Here is a 19392-nt window from a genome sequence, read left to right as displayed (position 1 = left end):
AATTGTTCAGATTGTGGGTCAGTGTGATTGGTGGCAATGTGCGGCTATGACGCAAACCGTGGAACTTCCGCTTTGGCTTTTCGTGCTGATCGTGGTCTTTGCCATGGTCACTTTCGCATCGCATTTCTTGTTCCCGTCTGTCCGCTGGTTTTTCCGCCGGAGGCTGGAGCGCGCGGTGGCACGTCTGAACCAGCGCCTTCAACGCCCGATCCAGCCCTTCAAGCTGGCGCGTCGACACGACATGATTCAGCAATTGATTTATGATCCGCAGGTCGGTCAGGCGGTTCAGCAACATGCCCGCGAAACTGGTATGCCCGAGGCTGTCGCCTCGGAGCAGGCGCGCCGCTATGCCCGTGAGATCGTGCCATCCTTTTCGGCCTTCGCCTATTTCAGCTTTGCGATTCGACTGGCCCGGCTGCTGAGCAACACATTCTACGAGGTGCGGCTTAGCTATCAAGACGAAGAAACCGTCAAGACCATCGACCCTGAAGCAACCGTTGTCTTTGTCATGAACCACCGGAGCAACATGGATTACGTATTGGTCACGTATCTTGCCGCCCATCACTCCGCTTTGTCCTATGCAGTAGGAGAATGGGCGCGTGTCTGGCCGCTGAGCCGATTGATTCGGGCGATGGGGGCTTACTTCATCCGGCGCAAGTCCGGCAACGAGCTCTATCGTCAGGTTCTGTCCACTTATGTGCGCCACGCAACCGAGGCCGGCGTGACCCAAGCCATGTTTCCAGAAGGCGGGCTGAGCCTGACCGGGGCCATTGCCCGCCCAAAGCTTGGGCTGCTCAAATATATTATGGATGGAGCATCGCCACAGGGACGTGATGTAGTGTTTGTTCCGGTGGCACTGAATTACGACCGTGTGTTGGAAGACACTATCCTGACCCGGGCGGCGCTTGGCACAGAACGGCGATTTCGCGCGCGGATCGGCGTCATCACGCGCTGGATATTGAAACAGTTTTGGCGTCGTTTGATCGGCCGATACAAGCGGTTCGGTCTGGCGTCCGTCCGGTACGGGGGGCCGATCTCTCTGAAGGACTTCCGGGCTGAGGGCAGCGACGACATGATGACTGATTTGGCTCGGGCGCTGATGCAGCGTATCCAGCATGCTATTCCGCTGGTGCCGGCACCAGCGGCCTGTTTGCTGGTGCGCGACAACGGGCCAATGCCCGAAGAAGACGTGCTGTCACGTATCCAACAGATGATGGAACGCGATGACCCGCAGACAGAGGATAATTCGCAGGCCATATCAATTGCTTTGGATCAATTGGTTGAACGCCGGATTCTGAGCCGACAGGGGAACATGCTGACGGTATCAGGTCAGCGAAGCGATCTTCTGGACTATTATGCAGCATCCGTTCCGGCTGGTTCGGGGAGCGATATTTCTGCATTCGCGAAATAACTTTCTGCACTCGCTGGGTCATAAAATTTCAAAGTGAAGCCAAAAACAGTTGCAATATTTCGCAGCGGCCAATATTTCATTCTGTGAAGCGCGCGATTCTGCGTCGCGGCAAAGGTACTGAAAAGAGGAGGCCAGCATGGCTTTGGACACCGAAAGTGGTATCGCGTCGTACGAGGCACCCGAAAAAGATTTGTATGAAATGGGTGAAATCCCACCCATGGGATATGTCCCAAAGAAAATGTATGCTTGGGCCATCCGTAAGGAACGTCATGGCGAGCCGAACACGGCCATGCAGCAGGAAGTTGTCGATGTTCCGGCCTTGGACAGCACCGAAGTTCTGGTTCTGGTTATGGCCGCTGGGGTCAACTATAACGGCGTCTGGGCTGCTCTGGGGCAGCCGATCAGCCCGTTTGATGGTCACAAGGCACCTTACCACATTGCCGGTTCGGATGCGTCGGGCATCGTTTGGGCCGTTGGTGACAAGGTAAAGCGCTGGAAAGTCGGCGATGAGGTCGTGATCCACTGCAACCAGGACGATGGTGACGACGAGGAATGCAACGGCGGCGATCCGATGTATTCGCCCAGCCAGCGGATTTGGGGTTATGAAACACCTGATGGCTCTTTCAGCCAGTTCACCCGCGTGCAGGCACAGCAGCTTATGCCGCGCCCCAAGCATCTGACATGGGAAGAAGCGGCGTGCTACACCCTGACGCTGGCAACCGCGTACCGGATGCTGTTTGGCCACGAGCCGCACGATCTGAAACCGGGTCAGAACGTCCTAGTCTGGGGCGCGTCGGGTGGCTTGGGCTCTTATGCGATTCAGTTGATCAATACCGCAGGCGCGAATGCGATCGGAGTGATCTCGGACGAAAGCAAACGTGATTTTGTTATGGGTCTGGGGGCCAAGGGTGTTCTGAACCGACGGGACTTCAACTGCTGGGGTCAGCTGCCCACAGTCAATACGCCGGAATACGCCGAGTGGTTCAAAGAGGCCCGCAAGTTCGGCAAGGCGATCTGGGACATAACCGGCAAGGGCAACAATGTTGATATGGTGTTCGAGCACCCAGGCGAAAGCACTTTCCCTGTGTCGACCTTCGTGGTCAAAAAAGGCGGTATGGTCGTGATTTGCGCCGGCACCTCGGGTTTCAACTGCACGTTTGACGTACGCTACATGTGGATGCACCAGAAGCGTTTGCAGGGCTCACACTTTGCCCACCTGAAACAGGCGGCAGCTGCGAACAAGCTGATGGTAGAACGTCGTCTGGACCCCTGCATGTCCGAGGTGTTCGCATGGAACGACCTGCCGGAGGCGCACATGAAAATGCTTCGGAACGAGCACAAGCCGGGCAACATGTCCGTTCTCGTGCAGGCGCCCCGCACCGGTCTGCGCACTCTCGAGGAAGTCCTGGACGCAGGGTGATCGCCCGTAAGGGTTGTAGACAAAAAACACCCGCGAATCGCCTGTTCGGTTCGCGGATGTTTTGCGCTGTTGAGCCTTTTGATGAGCTTTCAAATGCTTGTGTTTTTTTCCATCGCTATTTTTGGGGAGTAGAAACCGGTGAATAGGCCAAAAAAGATCATACATGTTATGGTTGTGTTAACCCTTCGTTAACTGTTTCAGAGAGACCCTGATGGCGCAAAATGAGTGGATATTGGACGTATTGTCGGACCTCAATGCTTTCGCCGTTGCGAATGGGTTGAGCGCGCTTGCAGAGCAGCTTGATGACACAAGACTGATCGCGGCGGCCGAGATTGCGTCCTTGAAGAACGAGGCACGGGCGCCCGCGGATGGCAACAAAGGTCGATTTGAGTCAGATCCTGCAGGATTTGGAAAACACCAACACGCTTGAAGAACTCAGTGCAGTAGCTGAGCGTCTGCGGGACGCATTGAAGGTCGAGCACCTGACGTATCACTGGGTTGACGGTGCCGGAGATCAATACGGCTACACCACCTATTCAGACGCCTGGGATGAGCGCTACAGAGAAAAAAACTATCACCGCATCGACCCCGTCATCTTGGGGTGCTTCCAGCGATTTCACCCGGTTGACTGGAAGTCGCTGGATTGGTCCAGCAAAGTGGCAAAATCCTTCCTTCTGGATGCGCAAAACCATAGCGTTGGCAATCAGGGGTATTCCATCCCAATTCGGGGTCCAAATGGTCAGTTCGCCCTGTTTACGGTCAACCACAGTTGTGATGATCCAACCTGGAAAAGCTTTATCTCGACTTACGGGCGTGATTTGATTCTTGTTGCGCATTACATAAATCGCAAGGCGCTGGAGTTTGAAAAAGACAGGCAACCGGACTGCCCACGCAGCTTGTCACCAAGGGAAATAGACGCGATCACACTTTTGGCGTTGGGGTACAGCCGGGCCCAAGTGGCCCATTCCCTGACGATTTCCGAACACACGTTACGCGTTTACATTGAAAGTGCGCGGTCGAAACTAGGCGCTCATAACACAACCCACGCAATCGCCACGGCACTAAGCCGAGGATTAATAGTGGTTTAAGGGCTGAACGGCCTCCAAACGCAAAATTAACCACGACTCTGTACTCCCTTCGTTCCTGCACAGGACGACAAGGGGAACAAGTCATGTTGCGTTATCTATATGCCGATGAGTTACACAGATTTCCGATTCTGGCAGAGGGGATGTTCAAAGATCGCGCGGATCAGTTCAAGACCCGGTTGGGGTGGGATGTCCACGTCAACGAGAAAGGGGAAGAGCGGGACGAATACGATGATCTCAATCCGCTTTATGTCATCTGGGAAGAGCCGGATGGCAGCCACGGAGGGTCGATGCGGGTATTGCCCACAACAGGTCGGGTCATGATCAATGAGGTTTTTGGCCATCTGAATGGCGGCAAGCCGATTTGCAGCCTTCTGATCTGGGAGGTGACCCGGTTCTGCCTGTCGCGAACAGCCAGCCCGCATACTGCCGGCGCCATCATGCTGAGCGGAGGCGAAATGATGGAAGGCTTCGGCCTGACTCATATTGCTGGCGTATTCGATGCCCGCATGATCAGAATCTATCGCCTGATCGGGTCGTCGCCCGAGGTTCTGGGAACCCAGGGCAGCGGGCGCGATCAGATTTCAGTCGGCTTGTGGCCCTATTCAGCGGGCGACTGCAACCGAGTGGCCGAGCGTGCGGGCATCCCGCGCGACCTGTCGCGGATGTGGTTCAGGACCGCATTTGGCCCCAGGAAACAGCACCGGTTCGCCCTGTCCGCTTAAGTGCCGGAAAACGCAAATTCACATCTGGTGATGGCTGGCGCGGCCCTGTAGGGTCGCGCCATGTCTTTGCCGAATGTGACTTTCTCTGAAGATCAGGCCGCCGCGTTTGACAGCATCGCCGAGATGTTGCGATCGGCAGGTGTTGATCTGGAAGATGATGCCCTTCTGAAACTGCCGGGCACAGGAAAATCCGGTGTGATGGCCGTTATCGGCAAAGCAGGTTCGGGCAAAACGCTTCTGTTGGCCGAGCTGTACAAGGCACTGGCAGAGACGGGTGTTCAGATCGTGTCCGGCGATTATGAAAGCCGCAAATCGAAAGACAAGCGCAGCCTTGCCATCCTGGCGCCGACGAACAAGGCTGCAAGCGTTCTGCGATTGCGCGGTGTGCCTGCGACCACGATTCACCGCATATTGTACACGCCGGTCTATGATCCGGAATACGAGCGTATTGCCGAATGGTTGGCCGGCAATGACGAACGCCCCAATATCGAAGGTTTGACAGATGAAGCCTTGGATCGTGCGGCTGCTTTTTATCAAAACAACAAATCGATCCCCGGGGCGTTGGCCGCCGCTGGATTGCGAGGATCGGATTTCATCACAGGGTGGAAGCGCCGTGATGAGCCGCTGGATATCGGGTTGGTCGATGAGGCGTCGATGCTGGATGACCGTCAGTTTGACGATCTCAAGGAGATTTTCCCGACCCTTCTGTTGTTTGGGGATCCGGCTCAGCTGGCTCCGGTTAATCAGTCCGGTAGCATGGTGTTCGAGGCTTTGCCCGAGCCCAGGAAGCTGACACTCCAGCGGGTGCACCGCCAGGATGCGGACAATCCAATTCTGGATCTTGCGCATGCGCTGGCCGATCCGGCAATGGGCTTCGAGGGTTTCGAACGACTGGTAGAAGAATCCGCTCGTCGGGATGACCGGGTTGTCTGGGGCCAGCGGGTTGAAGTGGATTTGATGGCTCGAAGCCCGGTTCTTGTCTGGCGCAACGCCACTCGCATTCGGTTGATACAGGCTTTCAGGCAAGTTTACGGTGCGCCGGATACGGAACTGCTGGCCGGTGAACCGCTCATTTGTGATGGGACTGAGTTGCCCATGAAACATCGCAAGAAACGGCTGGATCTTGAGGCGCGCGGGCTGATCAAAGGGGCCCAGGTCGTATATCTCGGGCCCGGTCGGAAACCGGGTTTTTCACGCCTGCATGTGATTGGGGCCGAAGACCCTCAGGTCAGTGCCGCCTCGATCGTTCAGATCGAAAAACCCGACGAGGAAGAGCCTTTTATTCCCTACGCTGCCCGCATGGGGGCGACCTTTTTGCACGGGGCGGCCGTTACGATCCACAAGGCGCAAGGGTCCCAATGGGATACGGTTCAGGTGTTCGCTCCGGATCTCTATGCCGCCGCTCGCATGGGCCGGACCGAGGCCGGTCAGCCATTGTGGAAACGTTTGGCATATGTCGCGATCACGCGCGCGCAGGAACGTTTGATCTGGGTGGTGCGCAATCGCCTGTCAAAACCTACGCACCCCCTGCGTGTGGACGATTTGCGGGCGATCCCGGCCGCTTCGCTGACATTGGAAGTGGAAGAGACATGAAATCCATCATCGTAACGGGTGCCAGTTCAGGTATTGGCCGTGCAACAGCCCAGCTGTTCTTGTCCGAAGGGTGGACGGTTGGGCTTTTGGCCCGCGGCAAGGAAAAGCTGGAAACTCTGGCAAAGGAGCATCAGGCGGTTGTTGTTCTGCCTGCGGATGTGACCGACCCGGATGCGGTCGAACGGGCTTTCCGGTCCTTCGTGGACCGCACGGGGCGGCTGGATGTTCTGTTCAACAACGCCGGGATATTTGCACCGGGCGGCACGATTGACGAGATCGCTTTGGACGATTGGTACCAAAGCGTCAACGTGAACCTGAACGGCATGTTCTTGTGCGCTCGCGAAGCCTTCAGATTCATGCGCTACCAAAACCCGCAAGGCGGGCGGATCATAAACAACGGCTCTATAGCCGCGCATGTTCCACGCCCGAATTCGGTGCACTATTCGGCCACAAAGAACGCCATTACAGGGCTGACGCGCAGCCTTTCGCTGGATGGGCGACCCTTTGGAATTGCCTGCGGGCAGATCGACATCGGAAACGCGCGCACGCAGATGGTGCAAGGCCTTGTGGATGCGGCGCAAGCCGCTGGCGAGACACCAGACCCGACGATGGCTGTGGAAGACGCCGCGCGCTCGGTCCTGCATATGGCAAGCCTGCCGCCCGAGGCCAACGTGCAATTCATGACCGTCATGGCCACGACCATGCCCTATATCGGCCGAGGTTGACCGTTATTTTTCACGCAACAGCCGGAAGGCTGTTGAGGCTCCCCAGCCTGCCGCAATCGCTATGACCAGCGACATCAGGCCGTACCAGACGGGCTGTTGGCGGGACATATTGTACAAAAAACGCTCCAGGCCAACTTTCCGGACATCAATGATCGCTTCATATTGCGAGACGACCTCTCCGCCCCGGGTCAGGAATATCCGGGCGGCATAATCGCCTTCCGTCAGGTCTGCAGGCATGTCGATTGAAGTACGGAACAAGGTCTGTTCATCCACTGCCACGGTCTCTTCGCGGATGGAATAAAGGTGTTCGTTCTCACGAATCCTAATCACGGCATCTGCAAAGTCCTGTGCGCCCCGGATGTGCATCGCGGCACCGACTGAGCGGATCGCGCGTTCGATGGAAATCCGGTAGCGCAGGTCCTCGGTGTCGGACAGGATTTCGTCGAAGGGCCCGCTGGTCGCAACAGCATAAAAGCTGGGTGCAAGGTCGACCAGAACGCTGTCGGTGTTCACCCAAATCCCAAGTTTGCGTTCCTTGCGTCGCACGGTGACAGGTTCGGACGGACCCGCAACTGCGACGATGACTTCAACTGGTGGGCCGGAAGGGATTGGGGTTTCCCGTTTGATGGCCCCAAAAATCAGAAGTTCCGATCCGTCGAATGTAGCGGTGATGGCAACCCGGTCCTGGCTGAGACCAAGGACAACCTGCTCTTCCGCTGCCAAAGCGGGCGTGCAGAACAAGCATAGGGCGGTAGTTAATGAACGCAGCATCCTCAGTGCCCTCCGCCATTGCCAAGCGAGTAGAGCTCGGCGGGTTCAAGAAGCAGATCAAGTGCCAGCTTGCCGCATACGACCAGAACCAGCGCAGCCAGCAACACGCGCAATTGTTCCGCCGGCATCCGCGCTCCGATCACGGTTCCGATCTGGGCGCCAATGACGCCGCCTACCAGCAACAAGACCGCCAGAACAACATCAACCGTATAGTTGGTGGTGGCGTGCAACATTGTGGTGAAGGCTGTCACAAAGATGATCTGAAACAGCGACGTGCCGACAACAACCTTGGTCGGCATACCGAGTAAATAGATCATGGCAGGGACCATGATGAAGCCACCGCCGACACCCATGATCGCGGACAAAACCCCAACGCACAGACCAACCAAAGCCGGTGGAATGACCGAGATATACAGGCCTGAAGTGCGGAAACGCATTTTGAAGGGCATGGCGTGAACCCAGCCACGCTGTCGGCGTTTGGCTGGGGCCGCGCCGCCCTTCTTGGCTTTGCGCAGCGCCCTGAGGCTTTCGATGAACATCAGGCTGCCAATGACGCCGAGAAAAACAACGTAACAAAGCGTCACCAGCAGATCGACTTGACCCAGGCTTTTGAGGTAGTTGAAAACAACCACACCCAAAGCGGCCCCGATCAAACCGCCGGTCAGCAGCACCGTTCCCATTTTGAAGTCCACGGTTTTTCGTCGAAAATGCGCCAGAACACCGGAAAAGGACGATGCGACAATCTGATTGGCCTCAGTTGCAACAGCCACTGCCGGGGGAATGCCGATGAAGAAAAGCAGCGGGGTCATCAAAAAGCCGCCACCGACACCGAACATTCCGGATAGGATGCCGACCATGCCGCCCAGACCAAGGAGTAGAAATGCGTTCACCGAGACTTCGGCTATGGGCAGGTAAATATACATGATACCGTCACTTTGCGTATGCGCGTGGCTTGCCTGTTAATGGTTGCGAGTTCAAGTGTGGTTATTGTCGTGTGCTACGGGTCAAACACATCATACCCCCCCGGGTTCTGCCAGGGAAAAGATCTCTCCCGGCGGTAACAGAAGGTCAAACCCGATCTTTCCCGCAACGCCCATAACAAGAAGCGCTAATAGAATACGCAACTGTTCGGCTTTCAGGCGTGCACCGATCTGAGTCCCGAATTGCGCACCCAGAACACCGCCGAGCAACAGGAACAGGGCGAGGACCACGTCGACACTGTAGTTGGTCGACGCATGTATCATCGTTGTGAACCCGGCGACGAAAATTATCTGGAACAGGGATGTCCCAATTACCACTTTTGTCGGGATACCAAGGACATAGATCATTGCGGGCACCATGATGAACCCACCGCCGACTCCCATGATCGCCGACAGAACACCAACGCCAAATCCGACCAGCGCCGGGGGTATGACCGAGATGTAAAGGCCCGATGCTGGGAACCGCGTCTTGAACGGGAGGGCATGAATCCAGGTTCGCTGGCGTCGCTTGGGGGCAGGTTCATTGCCTGACTGGCTGACCTTTCGGATCGCCGCCAGGCTTTCGATGAACATCAGGGTCCCGATGGCCCCCAAAAACACGACATAGCAAAGCTGTACCGCCAGATCGACCTGTCCGAGATGCTTGAGGAAATTGAAAACAACCATCCCAAGAGCCGCACCAAACAACCCTCCGGCCAGCAGAACGCTTCCCATTTTAAGGTCCACGGTCTTGCGTCTGAGATGCGCCAACAAACCCGAAATAGACGAGGCAACAACCTGATTGGCTGATGTTGCCACAGCAACCGCAGGGGGTATGCCGATAATGAACAGCAACGGAGTGATCAAAAATCCACCTCCGACCCCGAACATGCCGGACAGAATGCCGACAGCTCCGCCGATCCCCAAAAGCAGGAATGGGCTGACAGAAACTTCTGCTATGGGAAGGTATACGTGCATACCCTCTTAGAACGGTTGCGGCATGCAAAATCAACTCTGCATGCCGCTCTGCAGCGAACAGGACTGAAACTCAGTTCACAACTGGCCTTATCAGCGTTCTTTGACGTAGGGTTCTCCACCAGCCCGAGGTGGAATGGCTTTGCCGACAAAACCGGCCAGAATCACCACCGTCAGGATGTAGGGCAGGGCGTCCATCACCTGCACGGGAATCACAATACCACCCAGGTCGATGTTCTGGAACCGCAGCGCGACCGCTTGCAACAGACCAAACAGCAAGCAGGCCCACATGGCATGCCACGGGCGCCACTTGGCAAAGATCAGGGCAGCCAATGCGATAAAGCCACGACCGGCGGTCATTTCTTTGACGAACCCGGCCTGCAAGGCTGTGGCCAGATAGGCGCCTGCAATACCGCACAGCACGCCACAGATGGCGACAGCAGCGAACCGCAGGCCGACCACTGAGACACCAGCAGTGTCCACCGCCGCAGGGTTTTCACCTACGGCCCGCAGGCGCAGACCGAACCGGGTGCGATATAGAATCCACCAAGTGCCTGGAACCATCAGGAACGCGACATAAACCAGGATCGAGTGGCCCGAGAGCAATTCGGAATAGATGGGGCCGACAATCGGCACACCGCTGAGGGACTCGGCGAAGGGGAAGTTGATCGGTTCGAACCGCCCACCGCCAAACAGCGATGGTGTCCGCCCACCCTGCTGAAACCAGCTTTGGGCGACCAGAACAGTCAAACCCGAGGCAAGAAAGTTAATGGCCACACCCGATATCAGTTGGTTGCCCCGGAAGGTGATCGATGCCAGCCCATGCAGACCCGACAGCAACAACGAGGACGCGATACCAGCCAGCAGGCCCAGCCAAACCGACCCTGTGACAGCAGCGATGGCAGCAGAAAAGAACGCTGCCATCAACATCTTGCCTTCGAGGCCGATGTCGAAGATACCGGCTCGCTCCGAAAAAAGACCGGCCAGACAGGCAAGCAGCAGCGGCGTAGACAGGCGAATGGTCGAATCCAGAACCTGAATGAGGGTAACGAAGATTTCCATCACTCAGCCCTCTTCCGCATACCAAGAAACAGTTTTTCAAGCGGTATTCGCACCATGTTATCCAATGCACCGGTGAACAGGATGACCAGTGCCTGAATAACCACGATCAGTTCCCGCGGGATCGAAGCCCACAGCGCCAGCTCGGCGCCACCCTGATACAGAAACCCGAACAAGAGCGCGGCCAGAAACACACCGAACGGATGTGACCGCCCCATCAGTGCCACGGCGATGCCAATGAAACCCGCGCCCTCGGTCGAGTTCATTACCAGTCGCTCAGCTTCGCCCATGACATTGTTGATGGCCATCAGCCCCGCTAGCCCGCCGGAAATCAGCATCGCAACAATCGTGATACGCACAGGTGAAATACCGGCATAAACAGCGCCGGTCTCGGAATGGCCGTAAGCCCGGATTTCATAACCCAGACGCGTGCGCCAGATCAGTGCCCAGACAACGACGCAGGCAAGCAACGCGATGAAGAAGGTTATATTCGCCGGTGCACCTCGGAAAACAACGTTCTCTGCGGTTGAGAACATCTCCTGGAAAGACGGCAGATGCACGCTTTCAGAGAACCGCGCGGTGGCCGGATCCTGCGACCCTTGGGGGCGCATGACATTGACCAGCATGTAATTCAGGAAAGCAGCGGCGATGAAGTTGAACATGATCGTGGTGATCACGATGTGGCTGCCACGCTTTGCCTGAAGATAGGCCGGAATTGCCGCCCATAGCGCGCCGAACAGCATCGACGCTGCGCAGGCTGCAAGCAAGGCAATGCTCCAATGCGGCCAATCGACATACAGACAGACCATGGCCACGCCCAGCCCGCCCAGCATCGCCTGACCTTCGCCCCCGATGTTGAACATACGGGCGTGGAAGGCGACGGCCACTGCCAGACCGGTAAACATGAAGTTCGTTGCATAATAGAGCGTATAGCCCCAGCCATAGGTCGATCCCAGCGCACCAGTGACCATAAGTTTGACCGCTTCGACAGGGTTTTCGCCGATGGCGAGAATGACCAGCGCCGAAAGGATTGCGGCCAGTATCAAACTGATCAGCGGGATCAGAATGACATCCGCCCATTTAGGCATTTTTTCCATGTTACGCGGCCTCTCCCGCAACACCGGCCATCAGCAGGCCCAGCTCTTTTTCATCTGTTTCATGGGGCAGGCGTTCTCCCATGATATGTCCGTCAAACATCACCGCGATCCGGTCCGAGAGCGAGAAGATTTCTTCCAGTTCGACCGATACTAGCAGGATAGCCTTGCCCTGATCGCGCAGCGCAACAATCTGTTTGTGAATGAACTCGATGGCACCGATGTCCACGCCACGCGTGGGTTGGCCGACCAGCAGCAGGTCAGGGTTGCGTTCAATCTCGCGTGCAACAACGATTTTCTGCTGGTTGCCGCCCGAGAAACTCTTGGCTGCCAACCATGGATTGGGTGGACGGACGTCGAATTTCTCGATCTTGGCTTCGGTATCGGCACGCAACGCCGCGTTGTCCATAAAGATACCGCGTTTATAGGCCGGGTCGCGGTGATACCCGAAGGCCACGTTTTCCCATGCGTGGAAATCCATGATTAGGCCTTCCCGCTGCCGGTCTTCGGGCACGTGGGCGATGTGTTGCGCGCGACGGGCCTGACCATCTGATCCTGCACCACTCAGTGCCAGCGGCTCGCCGTTCAGTTTGATCGTGCCCTGTCCCGGACGCATTCCGCCAAGAACTTCCAGCAGTTCGGATTGACCATTGCCGGCCACGCCGGCGATGCCGACGATCTCACCTGCGCGTACGGTCAGGTCGATACTCTTGACCCGTTCAACGCCGGCCGAATCGAAAACGCTGAGATTTTCGATCTCGAGGATGGGTTTGCCGGGCGTCGCAGGTACCTTGTCGACTTGCAGCAGGACCTTGCGGCCGACCATCAGTTCTGCCAGCTCCTCGGGACTGGTCTCGGATGTTTTGACAGTCGCCGTCATTTGCCCGCGCCGCATAACCGACACCGTGTCGGTGTTTTCCATGATTTCGCGCAGTTTGTGGGTGATCACGATGACTGTTTTGCCCTCGGACCTCAGTCGGTCGAGGATGCGGAACAACTGATCGGCTTCGGCTGGGGTCAACACGCCGGTCGGTTCGTCCAGAATCAGAATTTCGGCCTTGCGGTACAGCGCCTTCAGGATTTCGACCCGCTGCTGCATCCCCACGCCGATCTCGTCGATGCGCTTGTCGGGATCGACGAACAGTTCGTATTCTTCCTCGAGCTCTTTCAGCTCTTTGCGGGCTTTTGCCAGTGACGGGGCCAGCAACCCGCCATCCTCGGCACCCAGAACGATGTTTTCCAGGACGGTGAAGTTTTCCACCAGTTTGAAATGCTGGAACACCATCCCGATGCCCGAGGCAATGGCCGCCTGGCTGTCAGGGATGTCGGTCTTGGTGCCATTGATCCAAATCTCACCTTTGTCGGCTTTGTAAAAGCCGAAGAGGATGCTCATCAACGTGGATTTGCCTGCGCCGTTTTCACCGATAATCCCATGGATCGTACCGGGTGCAACACTGATCGAGATGTCTTTGTTGGCCTGAACTGGCCCAAAGGCTTTGGATATCCCTTTGAGCTCAATGGCTGGGACGGTCATGTCTTGCCCTCAACTGCCGAGAAACCCATCCGGCTGTCCGCTCGGATGGCGAAGTGGGTGGCGAGGCGGAAGGCGTCCTCCCGCCCCGCAGGTAATCAGAACTGCAGTGCCGGGCAGCTGTCGTTCTCGTAGTAGCTTACAACATTGATATCGCCGTTGATGATACCCTTGCGGGCTTCGTCGACAGCGTCGCTCATGCGAACTGAAACAAGTTCCTTGTTGTTTTCGTCCATGGCAACGCCAACACCGTCTTCAGCCAGACCCATGATGAATACACCGGTTTCGACACCATCACCCGCCTTCATCGCTTCATAAACAGCAACGTCCACACGCTTCAGCATCGAAGTCAGCACTTTGCCGGGATGCAGGTGATTCTGGTTGCTGTCCACACCAATCGACAGGATGCCTTCGTCAGCCGCAGTCTGCAGAACGCCAACGCCGGTTCCGCCGGCCGCGGCGTAAATCACATCAGCGCCCTGGCTGATCTGTGCTTTTGTAAGCTCTGAGCCTTTTACCGGATCGTTCCAGGCAGCAGGAGTCGTGCCAGTCATGTTGGCGACAACGTTGATGTCCGGGTTCACAGCCTTTGCGCCCTGAGCATAGCCGCAGCCGAAATGGCGAATCAACGGGATGTCCATGCCTCCGATGAAACCAACGGTGCCGGTTTTCGACGCCATGGCAGCCATCATGCCGACCAGGTAAGATCCTTCGTGCTCGGCAAAGCCAATCTGGCGGATGTTTGGTGTGTCCAGCCAAGTCACGTCAACAGCGACGAATTTGGTGTCGGGGTAATCACTTGCAACAGCGGCCAGGGCGTCAGCGATTCCGAACCCCATGGTGATGATCGGATTTGCACCGGATTCCGCAAAACGGCGCAGAGCCTGTTCGCGCTGCGGTTCTGCCTGAATTTCGATTTCCAGATACTTGCCGCCGGTTTCATTGGCCCAGCGCTGCGCGCCGTTATAGGCGGCTTCGTTGAAGGACTTGTCGAACTTGCCACCCAGGTCAAAGATTACCGCCGGCTCGGCCAGAGCCGCTCCAGCTGACATTGCGACCGCAGCGGCAGCACCCATCAAGGATTTCATCAGGGTCATTTCAGTCTCCCAGTTTATTTTGTTGGCACAGGGTCAGATTAGCCCCGTTCACCCACTTTTAGCGAGCATAACTGTTGTGATGGCGGGTATTAAGGGGGTTTGCAACCACCATGGTCAACTGAATTCTGACCAAATGGTCTAAAAAATGGGCGATTGCCGTTGGGGCAGGCAGCATTCCATTACAAATGCATCAACTTTTTGGCCCTTTTCTCGCGCATAATAATCCTTGCGCAACCCGCACTGCCGATATCCGCATCGACTGTACAGGGAAATGGCCGCAATGTTGTCGGTTGCAACATCCAGAAAGGCACGTGTCGCCTGAAAATCGATCGCCTGATCATGCCATTCGTGCATGAGTCGAAGTGCCAGGCCCTGCCTTTGAAACGAGGGATGGGTCGCAATAGTCAGCAACTCGGCTTCGCCCGGAATCACCTGAAACAGGGCAAAACACCGAGAATCTCCGATGGAATGAGTAAAGCGGTTTTCGAGAAGAGCGGTGAATTCACCTTCTGTCCAGCCGCGCGATTGTGAGAACGCAGCGGCGTGAATCGTTGCCATCTCGTGCGGTGTCATTTGTCCAGCAGTACAGGGGGTGTATCGCGGGAAGGGGCCGCGTCCGCAGACCTCACGTACAAAGGTGCCGGAGGCGAACTGACACTGTCCCAGCGCTGCGCGGCCAGAAGGGCGATGGCTTGTGCCTGCAAGGCTGGGTCAGAGCAGGAAAACAACGGCCCGCCAAGTTCTGCTTCGGCCCTGGGCAAAAGACAAGGATCGGCACCGGGCATTTTCACATAAACCTGGTCGCGCGGGGCAGGGATCGCCGGTATCTGCCCTTCTTCCGCCAGCTCACGCAGGGCATCAAAACCGGAAACCCCGACCGCAGGGATTTCAAGCCCAAGCGCAAGACCCCGCGCGGCCGAGACCGAAATGCGGATGCCGGTGAAATTACCGGGCCCTATCCCAACGCCGATTGCGTCCAGACCAGCCCAATCACATCCGGTTTCTGCCAGAACGTCTTCCAACAGCGGAATCAATCGCTCGGCCTGGCCGCGAGACATTGCTTCGGCACGGGACGTCACGATCTTGCCATCGCGCAACAAAGCGGCCGCGCAATGCGCGGCCGATGTGTCAAACGCCAGAATCGTCGGGTTAGACGGCAACAGGGCGAACCTCGGTCACTTCCGGAATGTAATGGCGCAGAAGGTTTTCGATACCCATCTTCAGGGTCAATGTCGAAGACGGGCAGCCTGCGCAGGCCCCCTGCATGTGCAGATAGACCACGCCGCGATCAAAACCGTGGAACGTGATGTCTCCCCCATCCTGAGCCACCGCAGGGCGTACGCGACTGTCCAGCAAATCCTTGATCTGGTTTACGATTTCAGCGTCTTCGCCAGAGTGCTCGGCATGGCCTGATGCTCCGGCGGCATCTGCGCCCATAACGGGTTGGCCGGATTGATAATGCTCCATCACCGCACCAAGAATGGCCGGTTTAATGTGATCCCACTGAACGTCGTCCGTTTTGGTAACGGTGACAAAATCATTGCCAAAGAACACGCCGGTCACACCGTTGACTGCAAATATGCGCTTGGCCAGCGGGGATTTTTCGCCCGCTTCCGCAGTTGGGAAATCCGCTGTTCCAGCTTCCAGCACCGTTTGGCCGGGCAGGAATTTCAACGTGGCCGGATTGGGGGTGGATTCGGTCTGGATGAACATGAGGGCGCTCCGTCTGATGTGCTTCTGATATGCGCGCAGGCGTACTGGAAGTCAAGATTTGGAACGATTCTAAATTGTCGAGGCGTATTCAAGTGCGTCATCCAGACGGTCATCGCCCCAGAACAACTCCCCCCCGGCCAGAAAACTTGGTGCACCAAACAGGCCAAGCACCTTGGCACGGGCAGATTGTTCGAACAGGGCCTCTTTTATGTCCGTGTCCCCTGCGCGGTTCATCACGCTGCTGCACAACCCTGCCTCGCTGAGACAGGAGGTCAAAACGCTGTCCTCTGAGATATTCTGCCTGGCGCCGAATTCGGCGCTGTAGACAGCCCGAACAAACGCCGCCCGTTCCTTGTGATCTTCAATGGCCAGAACCAGACGCGCTGCCTTGAGCGAATTCTGCGGAAACGGATCAGGCTTTGAAAAAGGCAGTCCCCGCGCTTCACACAGACGTTCCATATCGCGCCACATGTACCGCCCCTTGGCCGGATACAAGTTGAAAGGTGAGGTGCGCCAACCCTGATCCGCGAAAATCGGACCCAGTAAGAAAGGGTGCCATTCTACGGCAACGCCCATTTCTTCTGCGGCCGCTTCGATCCGCATTGCGCTGAGGTAGGAATAGGTCGAGGCGAATTCGAACCAGAACTGTACTGTCTTCGCCATTGCCGCCCCTCAGGTGATTTCTTCCAGTTTCTCTTTGCTCAGATCACCTGGAACAATCGTGATCGGAATCGGCAGGCTGCCTGAATTCTTTGTCAGTTGAGTTACCAACGGGCCGGGGCCCTTCTTGTCGGTACCCGCTCCAAGGACAAGAACACCAATCTCAGAATCGGATTGAACATGCTCGATGATCTGCGTAACGGGATCACCTTCGCGAATGGCCAGTTCGGGTTCCACATTCTGTTTGTCCCGCATCCATTTGGCAAACACCTCGAAATGCGCGTGGATACGTTCGCGGGCTTCTTCACGCATGGTTTCAGCCACGCCGATCCAATGGTTGAACTCGTCAGGCGGGATGACAGAAAGGACTGTTACACCACCACCGGTATGGGCAGCTCGCATCGCGGCAAACCGCATTGCGTTCAGGCATTCGCGGCTGTCATCCAGAACAACTAGGAACTTACGCATGGGTATCCTCTTCAATTTTAAGGGATCATGCCCGAGCGATCGCGTGCTGGCAACTCGGACACGTCATAAGCGCTATGCTAGCGTTCGCTTGCAGCCCAATCCCAATAGAGGGCGCGGGCACGGCGGGCAATAGGGCCGACCTGAAATTGCGTGTCCTCCAAGGCGGTTACCGGTGTGACCTTACTCATGTTGCCGGACATGAAGACCTCGTCGGCTTCATGAAAATCCTCGAAGCTCAGAACCGTTTCGTGGACCGTCACACCATCTTCGCGCAGGTTTTTGATATGCCGTGCTCGCGTAATGCCAGCCAGGAAGGTTCCGTTCGGGATCGGTGTAAAGATTTCGCCATCCTTTACCATAAAGATGTTGGCCGTTGCCGTTTCGGCCACATGTCCCATCGCATCAGCTACCAATGCGTTGGAAAAACCTTTCGAGCGCGCCTCTTGCAGCATGCGGGCGTTGTTGGGGTACAGGCACCCTGCCTTGGCGTTTACGACCGCGCTTTCCAGAACCGGGCGGCGGAAGCGCGTTGTTGACAGAGTGGCCGACGCGGTTTCGGGCGCCATTGGGATTTCTTCCAGGCAGATTGCAAAACCGGTGCTGTTTTCCTGCGGGACTATGGCCGTGCTGTCGCCGTCGATCCCCCAATACATCGGGCGGATGTAAACGGCTGCATCCGGGTTGTAAGCCCGCAACCCTTCGCGCACCAAATCGACCATCTGCTCGGTCGTCATTGTCGGCGTCAGCATTAAGGCTTCGGCAGACCGGTTCACCCGTGCGCAATGGGCCGCCAGATCGGGAGAGACCCCGTCAAAATACCGCGCGCCGTCAAAGACAGAAGATCCCAGCCAGGCGCCATGATCCGCCGCGCGCATGATGGGTGCATCCCCCTCATGCCATTGGCCTTGAAAATAGGTCCGGATGTTCGTGCCGGTTGCCATGACGCCCTCCTTTGATTCAGGCAAACCCTAGGAGGGCGTCAGGCGAAGGTCCAGTGCAATCAGCGTGATGCAGGTCCGACCATGCCTACGATTTCGTAGGTCTTTTGCAGGATCGGAGCCGCGATCTCGCGGGCGCGCTCAGCTCCACGGGCCAGAATCCGGTCAATCTCGGCCTGATCCCCCATCAGACGTGACATTTCGGTCGAGATCGGGGCCAGTTTCGCCACTGCCAGATCGGCCAGCATCGGTTTGAAGTCACCGAACTGCTTGCCGCCAACATCGGCCAGAACCTGCTCGATGTTTTGATCGTTCAGGGCCGCGTAGATATTGACCAGGTTACGCGCTTCTGGGCGGTCCTCCAGCCCTTCGATTTCTGACGGCAGGGCATCGGGGTCGGTCTTGGCTTTGCGAATTTTCTTGGCAATCGCTTCGGCGTCATCAGTCAGGTTGATCCGGCTCATATCCGATGGATCGGATTTCGACATCTTCTTGGACCCGTCCCGCAGGCTCATGACGCGGGTGGCCGCACCTTCGATCACCGGCTCGGTGATAGGGAAGAAATCGACGCCGAAATCGTTGTTGAATTTGATGGCGATGTCCCGGGTCAGCTCAAGATGCTGTTTCTGGTCTTCACCGACCGGCACATGGGTTGCATGATAGATCAGAATGTCGGCTGCCATTAGGGCAGGGTAGGCAAACAAGCCAAGCGAAGCGTTCTGCTGGTTCTTGCCGGCCTTGTCCTTCCACTGGGTCATGCGCTGCATCCAACCCATACGCGCAACACAGTTGAATATCCAAGCCAGTTGCGCGTGTTCCGGCACCTGGCTTTGATTGAACAAAATCGATTTTTCAGGGTTTAGACCAGAAGCGATGTAACCGGCACAAAGCTCCCGCGTTGCATGCTGCAACGCGGTTGGGTCTTGCCAGACTGTGATTGCATGAAGATCGACCATGCAATAGATGGTTTCAAATTCATCGCTTTGCATTCTCACCCAGTTCCGAAGCGCACCGAGATAATTGCCGAGGTGCAGGTTGCCCGAAGGCTGTGCGCCGGAAAACACGCGCGGCGTGAACTGGGTCTCGGTCATCAAAGGGAACTCCTGTCTGGAAAAATCAGCCTCCGTCGCTTACCCATGAGGCAAAGGGACGTCAACAGCCGCGAAAG

At 56.8% G+C, this 19392-nt stretch carries 20 protein-coding genes; 6 read left to right on the top strand and 14 right to left on the bottom strand.

From position 1 onward, the window contains the following. The first annotated feature begins 46 nt into the window (after positions 1 to 46). The 6 genes from AC2FJB_RS08510 to AC2FJB_RS08485 all read left to right on the top strand — a co-directional run bounded on the left by AC2FJB_RS08510 (position 47) and on the right by AC2FJB_RS08485 (position 6959). Complete coding sequence (locus AC2FJB_RS08510; protein ID WP_496718005.1) at positions 47 to 1411, top strand: 1-acyl-sn-glycerol-3-phosphate acyltransferase; 1365 nt, start codon at positions 47 to 49, stop codon at positions 1409 to 1411. A gap of 136 nt (positions 1412 to 1547) precedes the next feature. After that, complete coding sequence (gene ccrA, locus AC2FJB_RS08505) at positions 1548 to 2831, top strand: crotonyl-CoA carboxylase/reductase (RefSeq protein ID WP_496718006.1); 1284 nt, start codon at positions 1548 to 1550, stop codon at positions 2829 to 2831. Positions 2832 to 3199: 368 nt separating this feature from the next. Continuing rightward, positions 3200 to 3919, top strand: coding sequence for a helix-turn-helix transcriptional regulator (locus AC2FJB_RS08500; protein WP_496718007.1), 720 nt, complete (start codon positions 3200 to 3202; stop codon positions 3917 to 3919). A gap of 83 nt (positions 3920 to 4002) precedes the next feature. Beyond that, positions 4003 to 4641: an acyl-homoserine-lactone synthase gene (locus AC2FJB_RS08495; protein ID WP_496718009.1), complete on the top strand. Its 639-nt coding sequence runs from the start codon at positions 4003 to 4005 to the stop codon at positions 4639 to 4641. Positions 4642 to 4701: 60 nt separating this feature from the next. Beyond that, positions 4702 to 6234 (top strand): ATP-dependent DNA helicase, encoded by a 1533-nt coding sequence (locus AC2FJB_RS08490; protein ID WP_496718010.1) that lies wholly within the window; start codon positions 4702 to 4704, stop codon positions 6232 to 6234. Continuing rightward, positions 6231 to 6959 carry an SDR family oxidoreductase gene (locus tag AC2FJB_RS08485; RefSeq protein ID WP_117870302.1) on the top strand — a complete coding sequence of 243 codons (729 nt, stop codon included), beginning with the start codon at positions 6231 to 6233 and terminating at the stop codon, positions 6957 to 6959. The genes AC2FJB_RS08490 and AC2FJB_RS08485 overlap by 4 nt, the downstream gene beginning before the upstream one ends. A 3-nt stretch (positions 6960 to 6962) precedes the next feature. On the opposite strand, the gene AC2FJB_RS08480 is transcribed toward AC2FJB_RS08485, so the two are convergent. The 14 genes from AC2FJB_RS08480 to trpS form a co-directional block, all read right to left on the bottom strand. Beyond that, on the bottom strand, positions 6963 to 7730 hold the full coding sequence (locus tag AC2FJB_RS08480; RefSeq protein WP_496718011.1) for a TIGR02186 family protein: 768 nt from the start codon (positions 7728 to 7730) through the stop codon (positions 6963 to 6965). 2 nt (positions 7731 to 7732) lie between these two features. Further along, positions 7733 to 8653 (bottom strand): sulfite exporter TauE/SafE family protein, encoded by a 921-nt coding sequence (locus AC2FJB_RS08475; RefSeq protein ID WP_299639497.1) that lies wholly within the window; start codon positions 8651 to 8653, stop codon positions 7733 to 7735. A 90-nt stretch (positions 8654 to 8743) separates the two neighbouring features. Then, positions 8744 to 9667: a sulfite exporter TauE/SafE family protein gene (locus tag AC2FJB_RS08470; protein WP_117870295.1), complete on the bottom strand. Its 924-nt coding sequence runs from the start codon at positions 9665 to 9667 to the stop codon at positions 8744 to 8746. A 90-nt stretch (positions 9668 to 9757) separates the two neighbouring features. Then, on the bottom strand, positions 9758 to 10726 hold the full coding sequence (locus AC2FJB_RS08465; RefSeq protein WP_496718012.1) for an ABC transporter permease: 969 nt from the start codon (positions 10724 to 10726) through the stop codon (positions 9758 to 9760). Further along, a complete protein-coding gene (locus tag AC2FJB_RS08460) occupies positions 10726 to 11820 on the bottom strand; it encodes an ABC transporter permease (protein WP_496672287.1) in 1095 nt (364 codons plus the stop codon). The genes AC2FJB_RS08465 and AC2FJB_RS08460 overlap by 1 nt, the downstream gene beginning before the upstream one ends. Before the next feature lies 1 nt (position 11821). After that, the gene (locus tag AC2FJB_RS08455; RefSeq protein ID WP_299899100.1) at positions 11822 to 13351 is read right to left on the bottom strand and encodes an ABC transporter ATP-binding protein; all 1530 of its coding nucleotides are present in this window, start codon (positions 13349 to 13351) and stop codon (positions 11822 to 11824) included. 95 nt (positions 13352 to 13446) lie between these two features. Further along, complete coding sequence (locus AC2FJB_RS08450) at positions 13447 to 14445, bottom strand: BMP family lipoprotein (protein ID WP_117870287.1); 999 nt, start codon at positions 14443 to 14445, stop codon at positions 13447 to 13449. Between the two features lie 138 nt (positions 14446 to 14583). After that, positions 14584 to 15003, bottom strand: a complete 420-nt coding sequence (locus tag AC2FJB_RS08445) for a GNAT family N-acetyltransferase (protein ID WP_496818136.1) — start codon at positions 15001 to 15003, stop codon at positions 14584 to 14586. A gap of 11 nt (positions 15004 to 15014) precedes the next feature. Further along, the gene (gene tsaB / locus AC2FJB_RS08440) at positions 15015 to 15605 is read right to left on the bottom strand and encodes a tRNA (adenosine(37)-N6)-threonylcarbamoyltransferase complex dimerization subunit type 1 TsaB (RefSeq protein ID WP_496718014.1); all 591 of its coding nucleotides are present in this window, start codon (positions 15603 to 15605) and stop codon (positions 15015 to 15017) included. Further along, complete coding sequence (locus tag AC2FJB_RS08435) at positions 15595 to 16158, bottom strand: NifU family protein (RefSeq protein WP_299639479.1); 564 nt, start codon at positions 16156 to 16158, stop codon at positions 15595 to 15597. The genes tsaB and AC2FJB_RS08435 overlap by 11 nt, the downstream gene beginning before the upstream one ends. A 69-nt stretch (positions 16159 to 16227) precedes the next feature. Further along, complete coding sequence (locus AC2FJB_RS08430) at positions 16228 to 16821, bottom strand: 2-hydroxychromene-2-carboxylate isomerase (RefSeq protein ID WP_496718015.1); 594 nt, start codon at positions 16819 to 16821, stop codon at positions 16228 to 16230. Positions 16822 to 16830: 9 nt separating this feature from the next. Then, the gene (locus AC2FJB_RS08425; RefSeq protein WP_496718016.1) at positions 16831 to 17286 is read right to left on the bottom strand and encodes a universal stress protein; all 456 of its coding nucleotides are present in this window, start codon (positions 17284 to 17286) and stop codon (positions 16831 to 16833) included. 77 nt (positions 17287 to 17363) lie between these two features. Continuing rightward, the gene (locus tag AC2FJB_RS08420; RefSeq protein WP_496718017.1) at positions 17364 to 18227 is read right to left on the bottom strand and encodes a branched-chain amino acid aminotransferase; all 864 of its coding nucleotides are present in this window, start codon (positions 18225 to 18227) and stop codon (positions 17364 to 17366) included. A 59-nt stretch (positions 18228 to 18286) separates the two neighbouring features. Continuing rightward, complete coding sequence (gene trpS / locus AC2FJB_RS08415; RefSeq protein ID WP_496718018.1) at positions 18287 to 19315, bottom strand: tryptophan--tRNA ligase; 1029 nt, start codon at positions 19313 to 19315, stop codon at positions 18287 to 18289. Positions 19316 to 19392: the final 77 nt, after the last annotated feature.

It is taken from the genome of Ruegeria sp. CDSC085 (assembly GCF_059610465.1).
Note: the sequence above shows the minus strand (reverse complement) of the source record. Positions and strands in the feature narration are given on the sequence as shown.